This window comes from bacterium SCSIO 12741 (assembly GCA_024398055.1).
Classification (GTDB): Bacteria; Bacteroidota; Bacteroidia; order Flavobacteriales_G; family Salibacteraceae; genus SCSIO-12741.
Genome location: CP073749.1, coordinates 4,634,696 through 4,657,217 on the forward strand (window position 1 = coordinate 4,634,696; position 22,522 = coordinate 4,657,217).

The following is a 22,522-nucleotide window of genomic DNA, read 5'->3' on the forward strand; positions in this document are numbered from 1 at the left end:
CGGATAAATCTATTTTTTATGAAATTTGTCAAGATGTTCAGACTGGAATGGTACCAAGTAGTCATCAGGTGCTACAAACCTCGTTAAGATTGACAGCTCCCTAAAATAAACTCCATCTTCTGTAATTGCATAATAGAATAGAAGTCTTTTTTCTGAAATTGAAAGAGTTGAGGATAGAATACTACCATAGTACCATGGGTCCTGGGAAATGGATAATTCTCGAATTAGCTTTAATAGTTGCTGATACAACTGGATAAACTGACCAAATATGACACTTCGCTTTACCATTAAGTCATCGATCGCTTCAATTGCCACCGACCACGTTTGTTCGGAGTCCATTTTTATGTATTTCGGATCAGGCATTGGACTTTGAGGGTCAGGCCCGTCATACTCTCTTTTTACCCGTGAAAAGATGTAATTCTGAAATTCTAAATAGATCAACTCCATAACCTTGTGTCCAGTGTGATTTTTGTTAACAAAAAAGGAAGCTTTGGTTCGATCAATGTGGGTCAAATAATTGAAAAACGTAGTTTCAAATCTTTGAGTAGCAAGATTGTCATTTTGGAGTTCCATTTGCTTTTTTTGCCCTTCTAATTGAGCTACCTGTGCCCGCATTTCTTGTTGCGTATAAAGAAGTTCTAACCTGCTATGCAAGAGTTCATTTTGTTGAGAACTTAACTGCATTTTTTGTGCAATAAACCCTACATAAACCAAGAGTAAACCGCCAAGCGCCCACGTTGATCCGACGACTCCACCAATATAATCCCCAAAATCACTCAACTTAAGCTCGCCTGGAGCAATAATAAACTCTTGAACTCCAAATAATCCAAGTAAAAGGCCGCAAAAAAGGGATACCCAAGCCAAGATTAAGGCAACCTTGGCGGAAATGATTCCTCCAGGTAAAGTCTTGTTTTCTTCCGAATTGGAAATTCTTTTTTCTAAAAGATTAATTCTTTCTGATAGAGAAGGGCCAGACATAAGTTTAAGATTGAAAAAGTCATTCTCCTCGAAATTAACAATAACAGCGCTATACTACCTATATATAGGCAACTTACAGATTGCCACCCACAATAGTCAAAAAGGTTAAATTTGATTTGCTTGAATATCTGTGTTTGGCCTATGAATCACAGATTGACCTGAACTAAATATTACCATTGAGACTCATTGCCCTTAGATAGTAATACAATACTGATTTTGATGTAAAATGGCTTATGGCATAGGAGACATAATTTCAAAGCTGACTGTTAAACAGTTAGGCCAATACATAAGCGAATATATTGAACTGTTTCTACATCCAATAGATAGCTGGAAAAAGGCATATAGCTCGAAAAATTCCTCTTACAACTTTGTGATATTACATATTGTTTATTACTCAGTATTAGTTCTCATATTGTTCAAGGAAATCTACTTCACTGTTCAAGTAGTCATCTTAGAAGTTCTAATAACATTCATCCCCTTTTCTGTTTTTCTAATTCCCTTCCTTTTCTTTTCAAGAAAATCTGAAACCGCCGTAAATTGGAAGAATATGTTCAGAACTTTTTTAATTATTAAGTTCCAATTCGTTCCAATTTTCGTTCTTCTAATCCTTTTTGCCCAATGGAGCCAAATCGAGGTTGTCTATTACCTAATTGATAATGGACTATTGCTAATTTGGATGGGGATGCTTCTTGTTGTACCAATAATCTCGAAGACTTCAGCATGGAAAAAACTAGCATGGGTTACTATGAATTATGTTTTCCTTGTACTTTTTTTAACTTCAATCGCATACACTTATGTTGCTTTTGTAGAACCAAGTTCAGATTTAAACAAACAATTTAATTATAGCCCAAGTAAAGAGTATGAAAGTGGTATAATAAGGAGTTATTCAGCTATCAATAGCTTATCTGATGAGTATTACTTGATTGTAATTGAGTCACTGGACTCAAATTCTATTAGAATTCACAGAGTTCAATTTGTCACTCATAAGTTGGCCTATTACTTTTCTGGAAATTCATACAACGAGACTCTAAGACAATTAATAAAATATGAAAAAGAATTGTCAAAATCTGATTCAAATTTTGTCCCTGTTCAGAATGAAAAAAAAGAAATCGATGTGGCTGTGCTTAATTTAGAGATTTTAGATTCCTTGAGAAGTGAATTTAACGCTCAATTTTATAGCGATAAGAACTTATTCAAGGAATTAAAAGATTCTTGTCGTCATAAAAGCAACAAAGAATACTTTAGATTCTGTTACAGCTATTTGGAACACATGGATTCCTTATTTAAAGAAACAAAAGTTCAGGAAGAACTTCTTTCATCCTTCAAACCAAAGACTTCCCTGCAATTAGATGAAAAGAGCATTGGCTTGCTCTATGAAATTCCAGAGAAGTATAGATATGATCACAAAAAAGAATTGAATCAACTAGAAATTGACTTGGACAAGCGTTATGAGCATTCCAATTTTGGACTAAAAATTCTCTTGTTCCCGGTTATTTATTTCTTAGACTTTCTTGACATTTAAGATGAATAGGCATTTTAACCGAACTACTTTCCAATTTGTAAACAAAAAGTGAAAATTCGCTGTGGATCACAGTCATTTCAATTTTTCACCAACTTAAAAGACCCTAAATTCCGCTCTATTCCTTAATTCACAACGTTCCAATCAAATTTATTTAAGACCAGAATTGGTTAAATTAGTTTCAACTAAACTATCCAAATGAGCAAGATTACCCTTTGCTATTTCTGCGATGCGCCTCTAACAAAAAGTAATTCAAGCTCAGAACACGTTATTTTGAATTCTATTGGCGGTAGGTTAGAATCGAAGAATCTATTATGCAGAAAATGCAATTCAGAATTGGGAGATAAATCTGATGCAGAACTGTCCAATCAACTGAGGTTTCTATCCGTTTATTTGGATGTAAAAAGAGATCACGGCAAAAGTCCTGCTCTAAAAGGAGTAAAAAACAAAGACGGAAAGGAATTCCATATTACCGGGGGAGGAAAACCTGCAATGTCCAAACCTGAGTACGAAGAAATAAGAGAGGGTAATGAAGTACGGATCCATGCAAGTGCAAGAAATGAAAAAGAACTACTGACTATTCTTGGTAAAGCAAAGAAAAAGTATCCGGACCTTGATTTAAGTAATATCAGGGATAAGTTTCAGGTTAAGGAGGAACCAGTGAATGAAGTACTTAGGATTTCTACAACGCTAGGTGGAGAATTGGCCTTTATTTCAATTCTTAAAACAGGTGTAAATTTTTACCTTTTAAAGCAATACCCTAAAGAGGAAATCACCTTAGCAATAGACCAATTAAAGGGATTAAATACAGAATCATTAGTAGGACACTATTACCCGAAAAAATCAATCTATAGGAAGGCACCAAATGAAGTAATTCACCTGATACACCTAGTGGGAAACAAATACAATGGTGTAATTTATGCCTATATCGAATTTTTCAGTTCTTACTCCTTTCTGGTTGTACTATCGAACCAATATAAAGGAAAGAAATTCACCGAGACCTATGCCTATGACGTTGTTAATCACAAGGAAGTAAGAAAGAAAGTTAATCTCAATTTAACCATGGAAGAAATTCAAGAAATTTTTAATTCTACTAACCCTCCTTCATTGCTGTCAGGAAAAGTAAAAAGAGTAATGAAAATAGCAACCAAATTAAACCGAGATAAAGAATTTAGTCATGCATTTAAGAGCATAATTAATGAAATAGTGAAGAATTCTAAATCTGATGTTTGGACTAAAGAAATGATTTCCGAATTGAGCGACAGAGTAGCGAGAGAATATGTTAGAATACACTTTAGATAATTCCCCTATAAGTTGTTCTAAACGCTTTTCGCAAGAATTTAAGGATTACATGAAATTTTCCTACCTAGTAACATTGACCACAATACACTCATTTCTATTTGGAGAAACTACTCCATTTTGCACAAGACTTGCTCCATTTGCCAAATAAACTATAGCACTCCAATCAACGGATTCCCCGTCATTAAATTTATAGTTCACCGTTCCGACCGCCGAACAATTACCTGGGCCATTTGGATAAGTTGCGCTAATCGCGCCTACAATATTTCCTTCAACGTTTACTTCTATTCTTGTGACTGGAACGCCAGAAAAATAACCATACTGAGCATAGAAAACAACATTCGAATATTCACAGGACCCATCATTTTCATGAGCCTCATAATCATAGTTAACCGCCTTGCTATCAGTGCATCCCTTAGGATATTCACAAGACCCATCGTCCTTCCATGCGTCTGAATTATAATTATCTGCATTGACATCCGTGCAACCCTTCCTGCACGAACAAAACGTCAACACCAGCATCGCAACGATTGCTACATATTTCATAGTTACCACATTTTAGTTTAGTTAAAAACATTACTTAATACTTCCTATTTCTGTGGTTTGTTAAGGCGGCCAGAATCAACCATATCGATTAAATTCGTAATCGAACAATTTCGCCTTAAGGCACTATTATTTATGAGAACACTTATCTTTTAGCCTAAGGCGGAATTGTTGATCAAACTAAAATATAGCTCAAAGTTATCCTTCGCAATGCGTATTTCTACCTGTTTTAAGTGACAATATCAGTGAGGCTGGATTCTCAAATTCGTACATAACTACTCTTTTACTAACTTGAACGACCCAGAACGGTTGCTCCCTGTCAAATTAACCACATAAACTCCATTACTCAACTCAGCCACATAAATGGCATTTACGTACCCATCAATTCTCCCTTCTACCACCAACTGCCCTGAAATGGTGTAAATCTGGTATTCCGCAGGACCGTCCAAATCTATATGCACCATGGAGCATGCCGGATTGGGCCAAACTTCAAAACGGTCAAAATTGGATTTAATCTCTTCTACGAAAACCGGAGTAAAACCGCTTTGGAAACGGGCGATGTAGCCCCCAATTTGATTTCCCAATCCGGGGCCACTTCCCTGGAAGTAACTGTTTGGGTGAGGTAGTCTTTTTAATGGAATCTTCGCAATAAGAGTATCGGGATTTACGACTCCGGAAATGAACAACTTATCCGTTCCGGGATTATAGGAGATAAGCTGCCCCTGTTCATTTTGACCTCCACCATACCAAGTACTCCAAGCCAATTGATCATTTACGTCGAATGCCTGGATAAAGGATTCACTTGAACCTTGTTGAATAGGTCCAAAGGTGGTGTCTTCCTGCAACCAAAGTTCATAATTGTTGTCTGTTATGGGAAATTCGGTTCCGGTAGGTGGAGTGCCATAATTAGACCGTGATTGAGGTTGATTGCAATCGGTGGTTCCGGTAACATAAAGACCTTGACCACTAACGTATTCAATACCCTCAACGATTGAAACTGAACCCAGGGCATCGCATCCTATAAAGGTGCTCCAATCTAACGTGGTGCGATCATCGAATCTGACGACGACTCCCTGACGTTGATTTTGACCGGTTGGAGTCCATTGATAAGCATTTGTTGATGCCTGTGGGAAAGTGGAATAGTCATCGGTGCTTCCTGCCAGGAATAGCTTACTTGGATCATTTGGATTGACCGCTAATTTGGGAAAACCTCTAAACTCACCTCCTTCGGGCTTATCGCTTCCAATAAACGTGGACCAGGTAAGTACATCGAATCCCGTTAGGGAGGCAATAAAATAGTCCGATTCCTGCTGTTGCCCTTTACCATTTGGCTGCACCCAATAATTGCCGGTGCTATTGCAGGTAGGGAATGGATGGATATGAATGCTCATGTTGCTGATGGGCCAAAAGCAACTATCCTTTCCTGTTTTCGATTCTGTATAACCCGCCATATAATAGGTTCCCGGTTCAGCCTGTAGGATGGTGGTCACCGCATCGTTTCTTCCCGAACCAAAATAACTGCTATGGATTACCGAACCATTATTAATATTCAATCGAGCAAAGAAACCTTCGTATTCAAGAGCCTTAATTTGATAGTAGCTTTGGTTAATGAGTTGAGATTTTAAAGGGAAATGACCTTGTGGGCCGTTGGTGCGACCTACGACAAGGAATTCATTGTTTCCAGCGAATTCGATGTCATAGATTTCGTCATCGTGATCACCACCAAAGAACATCCTAAGAGGAGGGTTCTTAAACTGAGCGTCAAATTTGACAATGATTCCGGTTTTTAGATCATTAATCGCCGGATTAGCACCAATATTATTGATCGTATCACTTTTTGAATATCCTGCCACCAAAATTTCGCCGCTTGGCAAAACAGTACCGCAATTAAAGACATCCGTTTCCTTGCCTCCGTAATAGGTCCCAAACAGACGCTCACCCAAATCGGTAAAGCTTCCGATAAATGCGTCCTCTTCTCCGACATAACTCTGAGCGGGACTCGTGAAAATTGGAAATGCCGTGCTTTGTGAAAAACCAGCCACGTACGTAAAACCCTGGTTGCTTTGAAACAGATCTTTTGGTTCATCCCATTTACTGGAACTCAAATAGGTACTCCATTCCAGATGATTGGAATTTCCGGCTATCGAAGGAGTTGCCGGAGGAATGGGAGGCCCTGCCTGAAAAACGAGAATTTTAGTTGAATCATAACTTCCATAAGTAAGACTTACGCTGTGATCGGCATTTTCAACGTAACCGGGCTGCCAACTTAAAGGGCTAATCGTATAATTCGCATCTATCTGGTAAGCGATCGCTTGCTCCAACCCAATTTGCAATTGATTCTGGAATAATTGTACTTGCTGAGGGGTAACCGTTTGTAAATCATACCCTTCAAATTTTACACGAATTTCTGACGGATCTCCGCCCGGGTGAATGACCCAGTACATTTTATAACCACCCTCGTTGCTATATACTTGGTAGTCGATTTGATCGTAAATAGAAGGATAAACCACTCTCGTAAAGGAGCGAACACCGGTCACCCCATTCGGACATTGGGGTAGCCAGAAGTTATCTTCTCCTGGCAAGGTATCCCAACCCACAGGAGAGGCCTCAACCGGGGTGGGTACTTCGTCGTTGTTGAAGTGCCACATATCCAATCGCCTTAGACTATCCGGGGCCAGTGGGTCCGTGGCTTCGATGGTATGCACCCAGGAAACACGGCCGCTGTCTAAAAGATAAAGGTCTAGGGACTTGCCCGTACAGGCATACTTCACGGATGGCACGGGGTGATAGTTTACGTCACCGACCTGTCCTTTGTTTTCCCGAAAAGAAAGGACATTAGATGCTTCTTCGCCTTTGCCATCGGGAATGGAAAAATCTTGAGCGTATAGGGAAATAGAGAATAAACACCCCAAAAGGGAGTAACAGGTACTTTTAATAAAATACATAAGAAAATAGCGTTTAGTAAGGCTTGGAGGGTTATCAAAACCGACCGGTGGTAAGCCCAGGTAAATAAAAAGGAGAACCCGGCTATGGCAGATGTTGTATATCTTTGAATATCGAGTTCAAGCCCGGAGTGGCAGGTCCAAGTGCCGTTCCGTAATTATTGTTTCATAAGCAATTCTTTTTGGTTCATACTCGATACTTGATAGGTTCCGGGGGGCAACGCACTGGTGTCAATAGTGTATTCCCCCGGTTCCATTTTCTTTTTTATCAATATTCTTCCGCTTAAATCGGTAACGCAAATTTCAACTGCCTGGACCGTGGTAAATAACAGTTGGTCAGAAACCGGATTGGGGTAGAATTTCCAAGAATTCTCGCTTATAGCATGATCATTTTCAACTCCGGTCCAATACACCCCTACTCTTCTAATTTCAGCCTTATTCGAGGTGCAATTTTGAGTGGAATAATCACCCGCCCATTTGGCGATTGTTCTCAGTGAATTGTTACCGGATATTTGATCAAATCCGCCACTTATATACAGCGTATCATTAAAGAAATATCCGTCTGCGATTTGATGTTCACTTAATGTATCGGACGAAAATTGACACCAGCGTTCCCCATCCCAAGAGGCTATGCGACTTGGACACTGTAAACTGTCAACAGAATTAAAACGGCCAAAGGCATATAGCTTACCATTATATATTTCCAAATCGTGAACCGGATAGTCGAACCCGGAACCCAATTCATAAAAATGCTCACCATCATACTTGACTATGCAATTGGCTATTCCTCCATAATTCTTATGAAAAGTCCCTCCGATGTATAATTCTCCTTTATACACCTTCATCGTCAATACGTCTCCAAACAAGCCGGTTACTTCCCAGCCATCAATCGCCTGCCATTCGCCAGAATCCAATACTTGCAGGTTTCTATTTTGATGGTTGGTATTAAACAGGCCTCCAACGTAATATTTGCCTTTGTACTCCACAAAAGTCTCGATCATGGTTTCAAAGCTGCTGCGGCTGATTACATTGGGAAATTCTTTAAAGTCTTGCCCATCCCAAAGAATCAATCCTCGGGTTTTAAATCCATCAACGTTTTCAAAACTGCCCGCTAAGAGCATATCGTTTTTATACGGAAAGAGGTGATTAATAAACAGGTTTTGATCCGTTGTAGGAATGGTAATTTGGTTGAAAGTATTCCCATCCCAAGTGCAGAAGTTTTTGACCTTGTTTTGTATACTCCCTATGTTCTCAAAGGTCCCTGCAATATAAAGTTGCCCCTGATAACGCATGAGAGATGTAACATAATCACTTCCCTGTGATTGTTCATTAGAGCTATCTATTCTTTCAAATTGTCCTCGTTCATCAAATCGAAATAGGCCGGTTAGCCTTCCCCCTACCGCATTTTCGCCGGCCTGATATAGGTGATTGGTTGCCGTATCCTCATACATTCGTCCTAAAATACTTGGTGAAATCCATTGGCCAGTTGATTTCCAATGCTGTGCGAATGAAGGCAAGGAAAATAACCACAGCATACTGAATAAGGCTGTTCGCTTAATCACTATATCAGGGAATGTCTTCATTCATTTATGGTTGAGTATGCAAGGCAAGTTAAAACCCTCATAACAAGATCAGTACAAGTGTTCCGATCGAAATTTCCTCTAAAGATAGTAACTATAAAACTTTGTTCTCTATCGAGAGGTTGGGCATTAACTCAATCAAAGAAACAAACTCCACTTCACAATCTGTCAGTATTTTCTACTGAGATGCTAAAAGATCAATCCGAGTTCTTTAGCGGCGGTCAAGGCATCTTCCCGACCATTGGCAGCCAGTTTGCGGGTCAGGTTATAGATGTGAGATTCTACCGTCTTCCGCGTAGAGTGCCGTATAATGACAATTTCGCGGGTACTTTTTCCCTGATGAAGCAGGGCAATGATCTCTAATTCTGAACTTGTTAGTTTGGAATGTTGCACTTTTTGATCGAATTCATGCAGGAGTTTGCGATACGACTGCTCCATTTCATCCGTATTCATTTCTACAATTCTCAAAATTCGTTCTTCAAACTTTTCGAGAGAAATGGTCTTGTTTATGTATCCATTAAAGAGTTCAGGATTGCTTAAATACACTTGAAGATCAAAAGGTGATGCGGTGATGGCCACACATTTCAACGCATGATTCTTACGCTTGGCATGAAAAGCGAGGTTCCACCCTTTCAATTCCTTGAAGTGTAAATCGCACAAGAGCAAATCCACTTCCTGCATAGCCGATTCTTTAAGCGCTTCTAGGGGATTGATATAATACTGAACCTCTGACGCAATCCCCTTGTTTTTCAGGTGATCCAGGAGTGGGACCGACCGAAATGGATGGGCGTCAACCAGAATTATTCGTGACATAATGTTTCCTTAGTTTAAGTGTGATTGTATAGTGGTAGGATGATATTTTAGCCTTATTCGCCAACATGATTTCCAAAACGCTGCGGATGGTTTTGACTTTGGTTTCCGAAACGATTAAAACCTTCCAGTTTCCACTTTCGTGAAAAATCTCCAAGCGGATGTCGGCATTGCCATTGAGCTTTATGGTCGTTAGAGCAATATGATAAACCTGTCTCTCTCCCAAGGGATGTTCTAACTCCTCTACTCCATGAGTCTCCATTAAAATTTGCGCATCGGGATAGAGGGACCGCTGAAGCAGCAACAGACGGCTTAAACAAAGGCGCAAACCCAGCCGCTCAATTCCTTTAGCATACTGCGAAATAGAAATAAGATTAATTCTATCCATGGTATGATTGATGGCCTCTGCCCCATTGCCATCCTGCTGTCCTTGTTCCATCAGGGAATCAAACAAGGAATCGCGGATTTCGGTATCCAGAATACGTGCAACATTTTCCCGGTCACTTTGCACATAATTGGCAAAAACTTCTTGTGCCCAAAGCAGCCGTTTGCGCTCGAAATAGTACCACCCGATACCGCCCAAGATCAAAACACAAAGGAGAATACCTCCATATATCAAAGTGAGTTCGTTGATTTCTTCTTGCTTAGCCGACTCCACTTGCAATAAGCGGAGGTCGTGCTCCTTCATTATTCGTTTGGTCTTTTCTTCCAGATCGGCAACGTTCAGTGAATCGGAAAGGGATTTCCAGTGCTGGTAACGAGTCAGGGCTGCTTCGTGATTTCCTTCAGCCACTTCCAACAAATAACGTTGGTAAGCGAACTCCTTCTGAAAAAAGGCATCCATAAAAGACTGATAACGGACTTCAAGTGAATCAAATACCATTCGTGATTCTGAAAATCTTTTCGCATTCAGGTATATTACTCCTTCATTGTACCAAGCTTTGAGGTGTCTGGCTGTATCGTGGGCACTCTTGAAGTAACCCTGAGCCAACTGGCAAAAACGCAAGGCATTGGCGGTGTCCTCTTTTTCGATGTAAACTAGTGAGAGATTGTTTAAAGCACCGCCCTTTTCCAAAAACGTAGTGGCCATCGTCATACCCATGGAATCGGCGTAAATGGCGGAATCCAGTAAATTGGCATAGTAATAGGCACCACCTAGATTGACCCAGGCTTTGCAAGATGGTTCGCAGTGCAAGGATTTTTGATAATACCGAATCGCATTTTTGAAATCCCCATTGACTAAAAAGACGCTGGCGGTTTGTTTGTAGACATACGCGCTGTCTTTAGCTGTGGATAAGGAAGGCAGCGAGGAAATAGCCGTTTCCACCAAACTATCATAGCGCCCTTCGTCAAAAAGGCGCTGCAATTTATCCTGGCCTTTCAGTGAAACGGAAAGAATCAGAAAAAGAAACAGCGAAAATCGCCTCATGGTATGCCTTGCTATAATATGGTTACAATCCCTCTTCCTTTTACGTCTCCTCCTTCTTTGACCAGCACCATCAATTTGTTTTCTCCTGACTCCAAGCCTGAAATGAGCTGATTATGGATGTGAACGGTTTCATTTGGCTGGTTCGGGTCATTCACCAATTCAAAAATCACTTCACCTTCAGGAATTCCCGGAGTATGGCCGGAATAAGACAAATTCTTCCCTTCGCCTACATTGCAGTCAAAGGAAAGGTTAGCCGAAGAAGAGGAAACGTACGTCGCTTCCAGGTTATACGGGTCATATTGCATGGATATATAGTTTAGCCGCTTGTTAAGGCGGGTCAGGTTATATCCAAATGTAGAACATTGAAAAAAAAGAGGAGTACCTCGCTCCTCTCGTCAACTAACCAATAAAACTAAACCATGTATGAATCGCTATTACCTGCGGATGTTTTCCGTGGTATAACCGTTATAACCTGCAGCAAATAAATTAAATCCACTCCATAAACCTTAAGTAAATAGTACTTAGAAGTTTGAACGATACATGAATCAAGGAAAAATGGTGGCAAAAAGAGCCTCAAATTTTTTATTCCGTTATGGCATTGTAATGGTCGATAAATCTCTTCGGTCGCCAACCTAATTAATAACTGTTCATGTATCACTAATTTTGCCTCTACCAAAGAGTTATATCGCGGTCGATTAATAGTGGTTTGACAAATCGCCACAATTTGTCAAGGAGTAATGCAATTGACGACAGGAAGCGAATTACTTGACTGAATTCTGGTGCCTTTAAATACGAAATACTCCAGCCTTTCTTTCCCTTCTTTTTCCTTCTTTTTTTCTTTTTCATAGTTACTTATTTTTTTAGAACTATTACAAAAGTCCAAATAGAAAACCGGGAGGTAAGGAACCTGAATGGAGCAAAAAACAACCATTTTGTTCCTATTGAATTTCAGGCAATTACACCAAAAAACTTATCTAACTATCAGCAGTCAAGTTGTGCCATTGACGTATTTTATCCAATGCTTTCTTCTCGTCATAAAGCCTGTGATAAAAGACCCATGAATCGATAAAAATAACGGCTATAATTTTGTACAACTCTTCCTCGGGCTTGTAAACACTCTGCGACAAGCCAGCATGATCCTTCAAATAATTGTAAAATCCAGAGACCAACTTCACCAAGTGGCGCTCATTTGGCAGACTAAAGCGATCTTCCCTTTCGATTTTGATCGCTCCATCCTCTTGCCGAGAAAACTTTGTAGGCAATACATCCGAACTAAACTCTACCTTGTCAGTTTGATAATACCGCTTTATTGCCTGTTCAAGGATGTATAACGGAAGCCTTTCAGTTAGTTCCCTCTCATGACCATTTTCAGTGGTAAACTTAAAGGATGCAATTTTTTCACCATTATTAAGTCCAGAAATCAATGATTGAAACGATTCATACTGTTCTGGAGCTCTTTTTCCGTCTTTAAAGCCAAAAGTTGGTTGGGTTTCAACTAAAGTTCGCGATTTATTCAAACAGTCAATCAAATGAACGATCTCAGGTAAAATTTCATCGTTGATACCAAAGCGTTTTATCAAAAATTCAGAGAAAACAATTGTGCCAATTTGTTTCACTGGCCCAGTAAGTTCTATGAAATCCTGTTCAAAGTATTTTAGCAGCAAAGGCCTATTCGCGTTCACCTCCTCATGAGTGTTGAAGTGAGGAAGCTCCTTCCGCTTAACCCAATTTCTAACGTGCTTTATCTTAATATCATCCACTTCACTATAATCCCATACTGGTAAAAGACAGAATTCAAGCAATTTAGCGATGCACAACATGAGTTGATTGGGGTATGGATTCTCATCAGAAACCTGAATAAAACCTTCTTGTGTTAGAAAATTATATAACGCGATTGTCAGGCCATACTTGAATGTGGCTTTTTCAGCAAACACGTTAAATCTTTGATGATACCTTCCAAGTTCAAGCCTCCAATTTTTGTACGCTGAGTTATCAAAATGTTCTTTTGTGGCTTCAACAAATTCCTCAGCAAGCCACTTATGTTCCAGTTTAATCGTTCCAGTATTAAATACAAATTTGATATGGTCCAATTCAGGTGATATCTCATTTTCACGTTTATCAAAATCCTTAAAAACGGCATTCGACTGCTCAATTATCTTTATTACTTTCTCTGATTCAGACTTTGCCGAACTAATTAATTTTTGATTTTCGGCCCGCTCCCAGAATGCAATGTTTTTTGTGTATGTATTTTGACCTATTGCTAGTATTTCCAGTATCAGATCATGGATTTCGTTGAGCCCAAATTTCTCTATCAACTCAGAAATTTCCTGATAGATTTCGGGTGGCATAATCACTGATTGGTACTTATGCTCTGGAATAAATCCCTCAATAAAAGATCTTTCATCAAACACCTCCTTAAAGTGTTTAACTAACAGTTGCAATTGCCAATTCGAGCGTTTAATGTATTCATCAAATGGAGGGTTTTCAGGAGCCTGATATAATTGAATTTCAATACAGTTATTGAGGTTCTGATCATTGTTTGAGTTCTTATGATTATTAGGATCTGGACAGCAAGGAGGAAACCAGCTAAATCTCTCATGTATATATTTCCAGCGATATATAAAACGTTGTCTTCGCAATTCGCCCCAATTAAATTCTATTGATTCGTCCTCTTCTTTCATAGGTAAGATTTTAGTTCAAGACTCGCCTCACAAAACATACTATTGTCCAATAAAGCACAGATTAAGATATCTAATGAAATACAACTAGTAGTTTAAGGAGGGTTCAAAATACGTGCTTTTCTCAAGCAAACGCTTAAATTCTCAATCGCATGATCGCATAATCAAAGGTTATTAGTTAACGCACACAGAAATTCAGTACCTATTCAGTACCGAACACAGAAAATTCAGTATCCATTCAGTACCGAACGCAGAAATTCGGTACCTATTCAGTACCGAACACAGAAAATTCAGTACCCATTCAGTACCGAACGCAGAAATTCAGTACCCATTCAGTACCGAACATAGAAATTCAGTACCCATTCAGTACCGAACGCAGAAATTCAGTACCCATTCAGTACCGAACGCAGAAATTCAGTACCCGTTCAGTACCGAACTCAGAAATTCAATACCCGTTCAATACCGAACTCAGAAATTCAATACCCGTTCAATACCGAACTCAGAAAATTCAATACCCATTCAATACCGAGCGCCGAAAATTCAATACCCATTCAATACCCAACGTAGAAATTCAATACCCGTTCAATACCGAGCGCCGAAAATTCAATACCCATTCAATACCCAACGTAGAAATTCAATACCCGTTCAATACCGAGAACAGAAATTCATCACCCATTCATCATCCATTCAACACCGGGAGCGAAAATTCAACACCCGGCATAGAAATTCATCACCGGTTCATCACCGCACTAAATAGGCCCCTATTCGCCTTTTGGCACGATTTAGGTACCTTTACCTGAGATGCCGGATTTTCCCGCATCCATCGTTCTAAGAATAAATGAAAAACCTGCCTTCCTGGCAGGATGGCCCCGAATCCGGCCCCTAAAAAAGACAAAACCCTCAAACCTTTGAATAATAAAGACTTGAGGGTTTTGGTGGTGACTCCGCAGGGATTCGAACCCCGAACCTCCTGATCCGTAGTCAGGTGCACTATCCAGTTATGCTACGGAGCCTTACGAGGCTGCAAATGTATAGCTTTCTTTTAATTGGAGAATACCTTTTTCTTAAGATTAATTTACCTCCGCTTGCAAGCCACAGTTGATCAATGCCTTACACATTGAAATTAATTCCTTTTTTGTTCCCTGTTTTACCTCACACTTGCCGTTATAGTGCACAATGTGGGTAATTTGCTCGGCCTGTATAGGGTTGTGGCGGCAAATTTCTACCAGGCAGTCTATCACGTAATCGAAGGTGTTTACATCATCGTTGTAGAGGATTAAACTACTCTCTAATTCTTCGAGTACAAGTTCTTCCGACTGGGTTTGTTCTTTTCCTGAACCAATCATTGTTCTACTGATTTCCGGACAATTGAATTGCCCGTTGTACATCTATTTTTTGTCCATTTTGGAAGGCTACCACAAAGGCACCCTGTAATCCTTGGCCCTGAACCCGGTTCTTGAACTCACTGGCCACATCATAGCTCTCATAACTGCCAACCGTGTAGGTGGTCATATCACCTTCCTGCTTGACTTCAATGCCTAAGTTAGACAAACTAAGAATAACTCGGGCATCATCCACTGGAACTTCTTCTCGATAGGCTCCAATTTGAACCCGGAACTCTACATTTCCTGAGCCAGCAGATGTGCTCGGACTCGGGCTGGCTCCCACCGTAATTGGAGTAGCTTCTGCAAACACATCTCCTCCACCTTGAGCAATTTGGGCTGCCTCAGCCATAGAAACGCGTCTTCCATTGTAAAACGCCGTTACAAAGGCATCTTCTACCCCAAGGGCTACAATTCTATTCTTATCGGCTTCTGCTTGGTTTCGGTCGTTATATACTCCTGAACCATACTTAAAGAGGCCACTTTGCTCGTATTCAACCAAAGGACTGATGTTGTACAAGTCATTAGTGGTAATAGGTGTTCTAAATGCCCCAACCTGCACGGTGTACATCAATCCCTGAATTTCATCCAACTGCTTTACCTCCCCTGGAGTTGCGGTATTGTTAGATGTTGGTGTGTTTACCCCTTGGTTAAAGGCTTCCTGAGCCGAAGTTCCTGTAGGCTCTTCCAGAAGTACCAATTGTTCTCCTGAGCTTGTTGCGGCAGGCTGACTGGCAACCGGAACACCGGAAGTCTCGTATTCCTGAGCTTGATCCAAACTAATGCGCTCTCCATTTAAGTAAGCCACAACAAAGGCATCTTCATAACCCAAAGCCCGAATTTCATTTCTTTTCAAGCGAGCTTGTCCAATGGAATTAAACAACCCTGCCGTATATCGAATCCAACCTGGACGTGTATTCTCTCCCCTAACTGGAGCAAATCCTTTGAACACATCCTGAGGCGGTGGCGTGCGGAAGGCTCCAATTTGAACCTTATAAATTACTCCATTTGGAATCTTAGAATCCATTGGAATAGGATTCTCTTCGTCATACAGAGATTCGTTGAATTCGATCATCTGGAAGATGGCGTCTTCCAAGTTCTCCGGATAGGCATCCAAACCAGTTACCACACGGCTAAACTCTTCAGGAGTAAAACCACCACCAGGAGTTTCTTCGTTAGCCATAAAGTCATTACCTGCTGGAGCTTGGTAATAAGCACTTTCATCCAACTGGTTGGCCAAAGCAATTAAATCGGAGGACAATTCTTCATCGGGCTCCTGAATGGATCGAATAGCCTCGTTACGATTTTGATTGTAAGCCATGTAGTTTTCCTGTGCCTTTTGCTCATAGGTAGCATTTACACTCTTTTGGCCATCGATCTTTTGCTCCAATTCCACGATCTCATCCATCATGACCTGACGTTTCTCGGTATCGGCTTCGTTTTCGGCTTTTTCCTTTTTTACTTTTAGCGCTTCCTCGGCTTGAGTTACCTGTTCCTTACCTTCATCGGCCATGCGCTGATACTCACGAGCCTTGGCATAACTCACAGCAGCTTCCTTACGCTGCAAATCATATTCTTTAAACTCTTCAGTCTGCTGAACGTTCTGAACTTCGGCCTGGGTCAATCGCTTTTCAGTTAATGGAAGCTCCTCTGGGGTGGTTAAATAAACTTCAATGAGCTCATCTTCCAATTCTTCGAGATCACCGGCCAGCTTTTTAGAAGCAATGGCTAATTGTTGCAGGCTATCTCCTTCCAAACGAATTTGCTGTACTTCAGCAGCGTGGATTCTTTTCTTCTTCTTTCCGCCTTTTACTTTCTCTTTTTCCTTTGCATCGGCCTCTTCCAATTTCGCTGTTGCCGCAGCCTGGTATTCTTCGGCCAAGGCCGCTTCTTTAACCGACTCTCTTTCTGCATCCGGACCCGATACCATTATCACATCAGCAGCTCGACTCATGGCTTCCACTCGGTGTTCAGCAATTACAGCCTGGGTGCGCTGTGCAGATACATCGGCGCGCATAGTCTCAACTTCTGCCTGAAGTGTTTTCTTCTTTTTGCCTTTAGCCGTGCTTAAATCTTGTTGCTTTTGATCATACTCTTCCTCAACTTCGGCAAGGGATTGATTTTGAACATCAGCCTCTTTCTGAGCCTTTTCATTGGGTTCTGCCATTACCTTTTCAGAAGTAACTTTAGGCAAGGCAACTCCAGCCAAAGGCGCAATCGCGAAACCTGTGGATCCTTTAACGGAGGTAGCACCGCCGCTAGCGGTTGGGGCCGCCGAGGTAATTAAAGGCGAACTTGCTCCAGCCTCATTGGCATTGGAAGAAGATCCTCCTGAAGTATTATCAGAAGAGTTGGAGGCGGAACTTCCTTCATCGTTCCCACCTTCAGAGTTACTACCCGAATTATTGGCAGAACCATTTTCTACTTCATTTAATGAAGTTTCTGTCTCAGTTCCCGTGTTTGAGGATGTATCTTCTCCGTCTCCCCCTTCGTTAGATTCATTGGAGAAAGAAGTGGATTCCTCAGTTTCCGCTTCACCAGCTTCAGCAAAGGATTCTTCTGCCGAACTTGTCTCTTCATTCGTACCTGGATTAATCGAAGATTCCGACTCAGAACCTTCTGATCCTGATTCCTCACCTGCAAAACTTTCAGCGGACTCAGATCCGTCCTGACCAGCTCCGGCAGATCCAGCTGCAGCGGCACCAGCAACTGCAACTTCTCCTGATTCCAAAGTACCATCTTCGGTAGAGCCATCAGCTCCTTCCATGCTTTCCTCAGAACCATTAGAAGACTCGCTCTCAGCACCGGTGTCGGTAGCTTCTGCACCTTCAGATTCTCCTCCTTCTATTAAGGTAGGATTGGCGGCAGCGGTTCCTCCTTCTTCGGCCATCAAGCTCGGGTCAGATCCAGCTTCTTCTGCTAAACCACCCTCTTCTTGGGAGGCCTCTTGTCCAAATGTACTTCGGTAATCTGCGGCAACCGGCCCTGGGTCAGCACCGTTGTCTTCTGTAAGGTTAATTACCTGTTCACGTGACCTTTCCATGTCACGTTCCTTCAACTGCTTTAGGTTGCTAACAGATGCCAGGCGTTGACGGTAATTGGCTTGATATTCTTCAGGCACATCACCCTCGATACTCTCCAGGTATTGTTCCTCACGATTTAGATCCAACAACCAACTTTCGTTAATGACATAGTTCTTAACCGCTCTTTCGTAGTCATCTTCTACTTCTACCACTTCCATGAACTCATTCATGTATTCGCGGTTATAACCACTACTATTCAACGCTCTTACACTCTGATCTTCATTGGCCAGAGATTCTACAGTCTTACCGGGATCAAAAAGAACTACTTCCTGACCTTCCTGAGGCATTAGAGCCTCTTCTACCGGACTTAAACTGTCATCTTCATAAAACCCAAGAGCCTCACGATTATCAATGCTCTCTTCCGTCTCAACGGGGATGGCTGCTAAGGCCGGGTTCGCAACCGCCGTAACAGCACCTGCAGCACCAGCAACTCCAGAGCTTGCCGTTGAAGCTCCTGAACCAGACATGCTTGTTCCTCCTTCAGATGAAGAGGATCCTGAATCGGATTGGGAAGTATTAGATGAGTTTGATGAGTCTGAATTTTCGCCTTCATTACCGGGTTCACTTCCCGCAGAAGAGTTCGAACCAGCGCTTGATTCATTCTCTGACCCAGTTTCGGAGCTACTCGCCGCTAAGGCCGGAGATTCACTCGCATCGCTTGTCGAATTAGTGGAAGATTCTTCAGAGGATTTCATTTCACCATTACCACTTGCGGCTTCATTCTCTGACGCAATAGCCATCGATTCAGGTGCTCCTGATGGCAGAGCAGCCACAGCGGGAAGGCTTCCACCAATTTGCAAATGAGTCCCCTGTTCTGCTAAGCGGGTAATGTCGGAATTCTCAGCTGAGCGATCCATCACATCTCTGATCACTTCCAGCTCCGACTGTTTTTTCATGGCCTCTTTGTAGAGATCTTCGTTCTCTTTTTGAGCATTCTTCAGGTTTATTTTCTCGGTAGCCAAGTCTTGTTCTTCCTGCTCAATTTCGGCCAATAGCGTCTTTTGAGTCTTACCCGAGGCATTCTCAGCTTCAGCCTTTTTAGTGGTCAAGTCTGATTCCATCTCCTCAATTTCCTCTTCCATAGCCATGGTACGGGAATGGGCCTGGTTGTATTCAGTAATCTTGCCTTGATACTCCTTGTTAACCTGGGCGAATTTGCTCTCCAAAACGGCTTGATCGCTGGTTTGATCTTGAGCATAATTCAAAAACTCTTCATAGGTATCACTGGCCTCTTCCCCTTCGTCCGAGGCAGCCTGAATCTGAGCAGAATACTCCACTCCCTTTACGGCAGCCACCTGAGATTCACGACTCGAAGTCTTTAATTCTTCCTGTAAACTGCTTGCCTTATCGTATTGGTAATCTGCTATTTCGGCCTGAAGCAGCAATTCCTGAGCTTCTTGGTACTCTTCTGACTGTTGCCCCTCTTCGGTTGTAGCATCGATTTCTGCCAAAAGTGTTTCAGCCTTCAGTTTGTACTCCTCGGCTTCCGCATTACGCTTACTGGCCACATCTCCAGCAATATTCGCCTGAAACTCTTGAATCTGGGCATCGTTTCGCAAGGCTTGGCTATTGGTATTAGCGGATTCCAGGTAATCTTCTTTGGTTGGGTTTTCGGCTGCCATTTCATAAGACACCTGATTCCCAATGGTCGATTCTTCACTTGCTTCGTTGCTGGATGAAGAAGGGGTAGACGAGCTCTCGTTCTCTTCACCTTGATTTCCACCTGTAGTAGCTGCAATAGCACCACCTACCACAGCAGCACCTGCTTGAACTCCGGCAGATCCACCGCCAGAAACAGCTCCACCACCGGATGAGGCAGCCCCATTGTTGCCCGAGGCATCACTTCCGCCACTTCCCGACTCGCTTGAGTTTTCAGAACCCTCTGTTTCATTGACTGAATCTGAGCCGTTGCTTCCTCCTGTTTCTTCGTGTTCTTCAGCAGAAACCAAATCAGGGCCACCGGTCTCAGCAGTTTCCTGAACTACCTTTTCATCCAAAATAGAAGTACCAGCCTTTCCGGTTGTGTCTTGAGGTTCGGTAGAAGATTCTTCCGCCGAGGCCATGGATTCTTCCGAAGTTTCTGTGGCACTCGTTTCCTCCGAAAGGAGTTCCGGACCTTCTGGTTCTTCAGGATAATCATCTTTGTTGATTTCCAGCTTGGCTCGTTCTTTTAAGAAATCGGCAGTCAGTTTAACTTCCTCACCAGCATCCTCATCCAATAGGTTTCGAATGATCAACTTCTCGGCTTCCGTTCCCTGATCAACCACCATCATCTCCTGTTTCAAAGGCTTGAAGGCGTCCTGGTTGTTCATTTCTACTGTTCCAGAGTGGATGACTTCGCTGTTCTCGTAGTTTACTTCAAACTCAAACTTTCCTTTGTTCGGAAGCTTGATGCGGTACTTTCCATTCTCATCGGTTTCGTATTCTCCGATATAAGCATCCTTCTCCACGTCCTTTACCTTGATGTTGGCAGACTTGGTAGATTCTGAATTGAAGGTTCCATAGATAAAAGCAAAATCGAGTGGTACCCGGCTCATGTTAATCCGGTATACGTTTACTTCCCCTTTCGCCGATTCCCGATTAGATGAGAAATAAGCCGTTTTTCCAGACTCATCGGTTATGAAGAGGTAATCATCTCCAGGAGTGTTAATAGCAAAATCGAGATTGCGTGGAGTTGTCCAATCCCCGGATTCGTTTAAGGTGGTTACAAAAATGTCGTAGCCACCTAAGCTGTTGTGTCCTTTTGAAGCAAAGTAGAGCGTCTTTCCATCCGGATGCATAAAGGGATAGTCGTCGTCGTAGTCGGTATTGATAACCTTCCCCATGTTGATGGGCTTAGACCATCCTCCATCAGGCTCGCGAAAGGCGAAGTAGATATCCTTACCACGGTTGTTGTCCATGGTATGGCTGGAGAAGAAGATCTTCTCGGCATTCTTTGGGAAATAGAAGATTCCTTCTTTGTTGTTCTTTTTGTCGTAATCCGATTTGAAATCGTCGGTCTTCGTTAGTATTTGGCCGCCAAAGTCACTTAAATCGTAGACTTTGTAAAAATCTTCTTCACGAAGTTCTTTTTTGTCCAATACGATGAGGTCGGTAATGGTCTTGAGTAGCTTTAAACCATTCTCACATTGGTTAATCTGGTTTTCAACCGTGTATTTCTTGACATCGGCTGGTTTACCCTGGTTTTTAAATTTCTGGTAGTATTTTATGGCTTTTTCGAACTCGTAGTTCATGTGCAAAGCCTGTGCGAAATAGTAATAAGCCAAAGGATCCACCGAAGGCTTACTCACCGCATATTGCAGATACCGGATGGGTTTCTCTTTGTCTGCACCGCCGTACAGCAAGCTCGCACCATATTTGAAATTGTACTCCGGGTCTTTGGGGTAGTTACTCACCAAAGTGGAATACAAAGGAATTGCCTCTCCGTATGCTTCGTTATCAAAGGCTGTGTTAGCCCCTTTTATGAGCTGTTTTTCGCTCTTGTAGTCCTGCGCAAACCCTGGCTGTAGTTGAACCCAGCAGAGAAAAATGAGCAGACCAACAATTTTCAATCCTTTACCACCGATCATTAGTCGTCATCTTCATCAGGCTCCTCATAATCCTCTTCTGAAGAATACTTCTCAGACCGCGAACGGATGAGCCTAAGATTGGCTTTGTTTTCATCTCTCCGAATCAGTCTTTCGATGTTCTTCTGATGCGTAATAATCACCATTACAGCAATGAAAATGGAGAAAATTACCAACGAAGGAACCCTACTTTGATAGACCAATATAACAATAAGCGGAAAACAGACGGAAGCCACGATAGAACCTAATGAAACATAGCGTGTTAATAAAAACACCACTAGAAAAATTCCAATACAACTTAAAGCCGCTTGAGGATGGATGGCCAACATAATGCCCAAAAGGGTAGCGATTCCTTTTCCGCCGCGAAATCCGGCATAAACGGGAAAAATGTGCCCAAGCAAGGCGGCTACACCCAAAGCAAGCTGAAAATTGACGTACTTGACTTCTTGTGGTTCAAAGGCGCTAAAATAGCCCGCCAACAAAACCGCTAAAACACCTTTAAAAACGTCAAATAGCAATACGAAGATTCCTGCTTTCTTTCCTAAAACCCGGAAAGTGTTGGTAGCACCGGCATTTCCACTACCGTGTTCTCGAACATCAGTCTGGTAAAAAATCTTGCCAACCCATACAGCCGTAGGAATAGATCCAATCAAATAGGCCAACACTACACCGGCGATTTGTAAACTATCTGGCATCAAGAATAGTTGAACTAC

At 41.8% G+C, this 22,522-nt stretch carries 13 protein-coding genes and 1 tRNA gene; 2 read left to right on the forward strand and 12 right to left on the reverse strand.

Annotation, left to right across the window (positions count from 1 at the left end):
• Nucleotides 1-9: 9 nt before the first annotated feature.
• A complete protein-coding gene (locus KFE98_19735; protein UTW62209.1) occupies nt 10-978 on the reverse strand; it encodes a hypothetical protein in 969 nt (322 codons plus the stop codon).
• Between the two features lie 226 nt (nt 979-1,204).
• On the opposite strand from KFE98_19735, the gene KFE98_19740 reads away from it, so the two are divergent.
• Together KFE98_19740 and KFE98_19745 are read left to right on the forward strand one after the other, a co-directional pair.
• The gene (locus tag KFE98_19740) at nt 1,205-2,500 is read left to right on the forward strand and encodes a hypothetical protein (GenBank protein UTW62210.1); all 1,296 of its coding nucleotides are present in this window, start codon (nt 1,205-1,207) and stop codon (nt 2,498-2,500) included.
• Nucleotides 2,501-2,695: 195 nt separating this feature from the next.
• On the forward strand, nt 2,696-3,799 hold the full coding sequence (locus KFE98_19745) for an HNH endonuclease (protein ID UTW62211.1): 1,104 nt from the start codon (nt 2,696-2,698) through the stop codon (nt 3,797-3,799).
• Nucleotides 3,800-3,859: 60 nt separating this feature from the next.
• Here KFE98_19745 and KFE98_19750 read toward each other — a convergent pair whose 3' ends face one another.
• The 11 genes from KFE98_19750 to plsY all read right to left on the reverse strand — a co-directional run bounded on the left by KFE98_19750 (nt 3,860) and on the right by plsY (nt 22,504).
• Nucleotides 3,860-4,342: a hypothetical protein gene (locus KFE98_19750; protein UTW62212.1), complete on the reverse strand. Its 483-nt coding sequence runs from the start codon at nt 4,340-4,342 to the stop codon at nt 3,860-3,862.
• Nucleotides 4,343-4,614: 272 nt separating this feature from the next.
• Nucleotides 4,615-7,284, reverse strand: coding sequence for a T9SS type A sorting domain-containing protein (locus tag KFE98_19755; protein UTW62213.1), 2,670 nt, complete (start codon nt 7,282-7,284; stop codon nt 4,615-4,617).
• Between the two features lie 155 nt (nt 7,285-7,439).
• A complete protein-coding gene (locus KFE98_19760) occupies nt 7,440-8,864 on the reverse strand; it encodes a T9SS type A sorting domain-containing protein (protein ID UTW62214.1) in 1,425 nt (474 codons plus the stop codon).
• 186 nt (nt 8,865-9,050) lie between these two features.
• The gene (locus KFE98_19765; GenBank protein UTW62215.1) at nt 9,051-9,674 is read right to left on the reverse strand and encodes a response regulator transcription factor; all 624 of its coding nucleotides are present in this window, start codon (nt 9,672-9,674) and stop codon (nt 9,051-9,053) included.
• The gene (locus KFE98_19770) at nt 9,652-11,100 is read right to left on the reverse strand and encodes a hypothetical protein (protein UTW62216.1); all 1,449 of its coding nucleotides are present in this window, start codon (nt 11,098-11,100) and stop codon (nt 9,652-9,654) included. Before KFE98_19770 ends, KFE98_19765 begins: the two co-directional genes overlap by 23 nt.
• An 11-nt stretch (nt 11,101-11,111) precedes the next feature.
• Entirely contained in the window at nt 11,112-11,405 is a 294-nt protein-coding gene (locus KFE98_19775; GenBank protein UTW62217.1) for a hypothetical protein, read from the reverse strand.
• A gap of 669 nt (nt 11,406-12,074) precedes the next feature.
• On the reverse strand, nt 12,075-13,781 hold the full coding sequence (locus tag KFE98_19780) for a hypothetical protein (protein ID UTW62218.1): 1,707 nt from the start codon (nt 13,779-13,781) through the stop codon (nt 12,075-12,077).
• A 933-nt stretch (nt 13,782-14,714) separates the two neighbouring features.
• A tRNA-Arg gene (locus tag KFE98_19785) sits at nt 14,715-14,791 on the reverse strand.
• A 57-nt stretch (nt 14,792-14,848) separates the two neighbouring features.
• Complete coding sequence (locus KFE98_19790; GenBank protein ID UTW62219.1) at nt 14,849-15,124, reverse strand: ATP-dependent Clp protease adaptor ClpS; 276 nt, start codon at nt 15,122-15,124, stop codon at nt 14,849-14,851.
• A gap of 4 nt (nt 15,125-15,128) precedes the next feature.
• Nucleotides 15,129-21,812 carry a PD40 domain-containing protein gene (locus KFE98_19795; protein ID UTW62220.1) on the reverse strand — a complete coding sequence of 2,228 codons (6,684 nt, stop codon included), beginning with the start codon at nt 21,810-21,812 and terminating at the stop codon, nt 15,129-15,131.
• A complete protein-coding gene (plsY, locus tag KFE98_19800; protein UTW62221.1) occupies nt 21,812-22,504 on the reverse strand; it encodes a glycerol-3-phosphate 1-O-acyltransferase PlsY in 693 nt (230 codons plus the stop codon). The genes KFE98_19795 and plsY overlap by 1 nt, the downstream gene beginning before the upstream one ends.
• Nucleotides 22,505-22,522 lie beyond the last annotated feature (18 nt).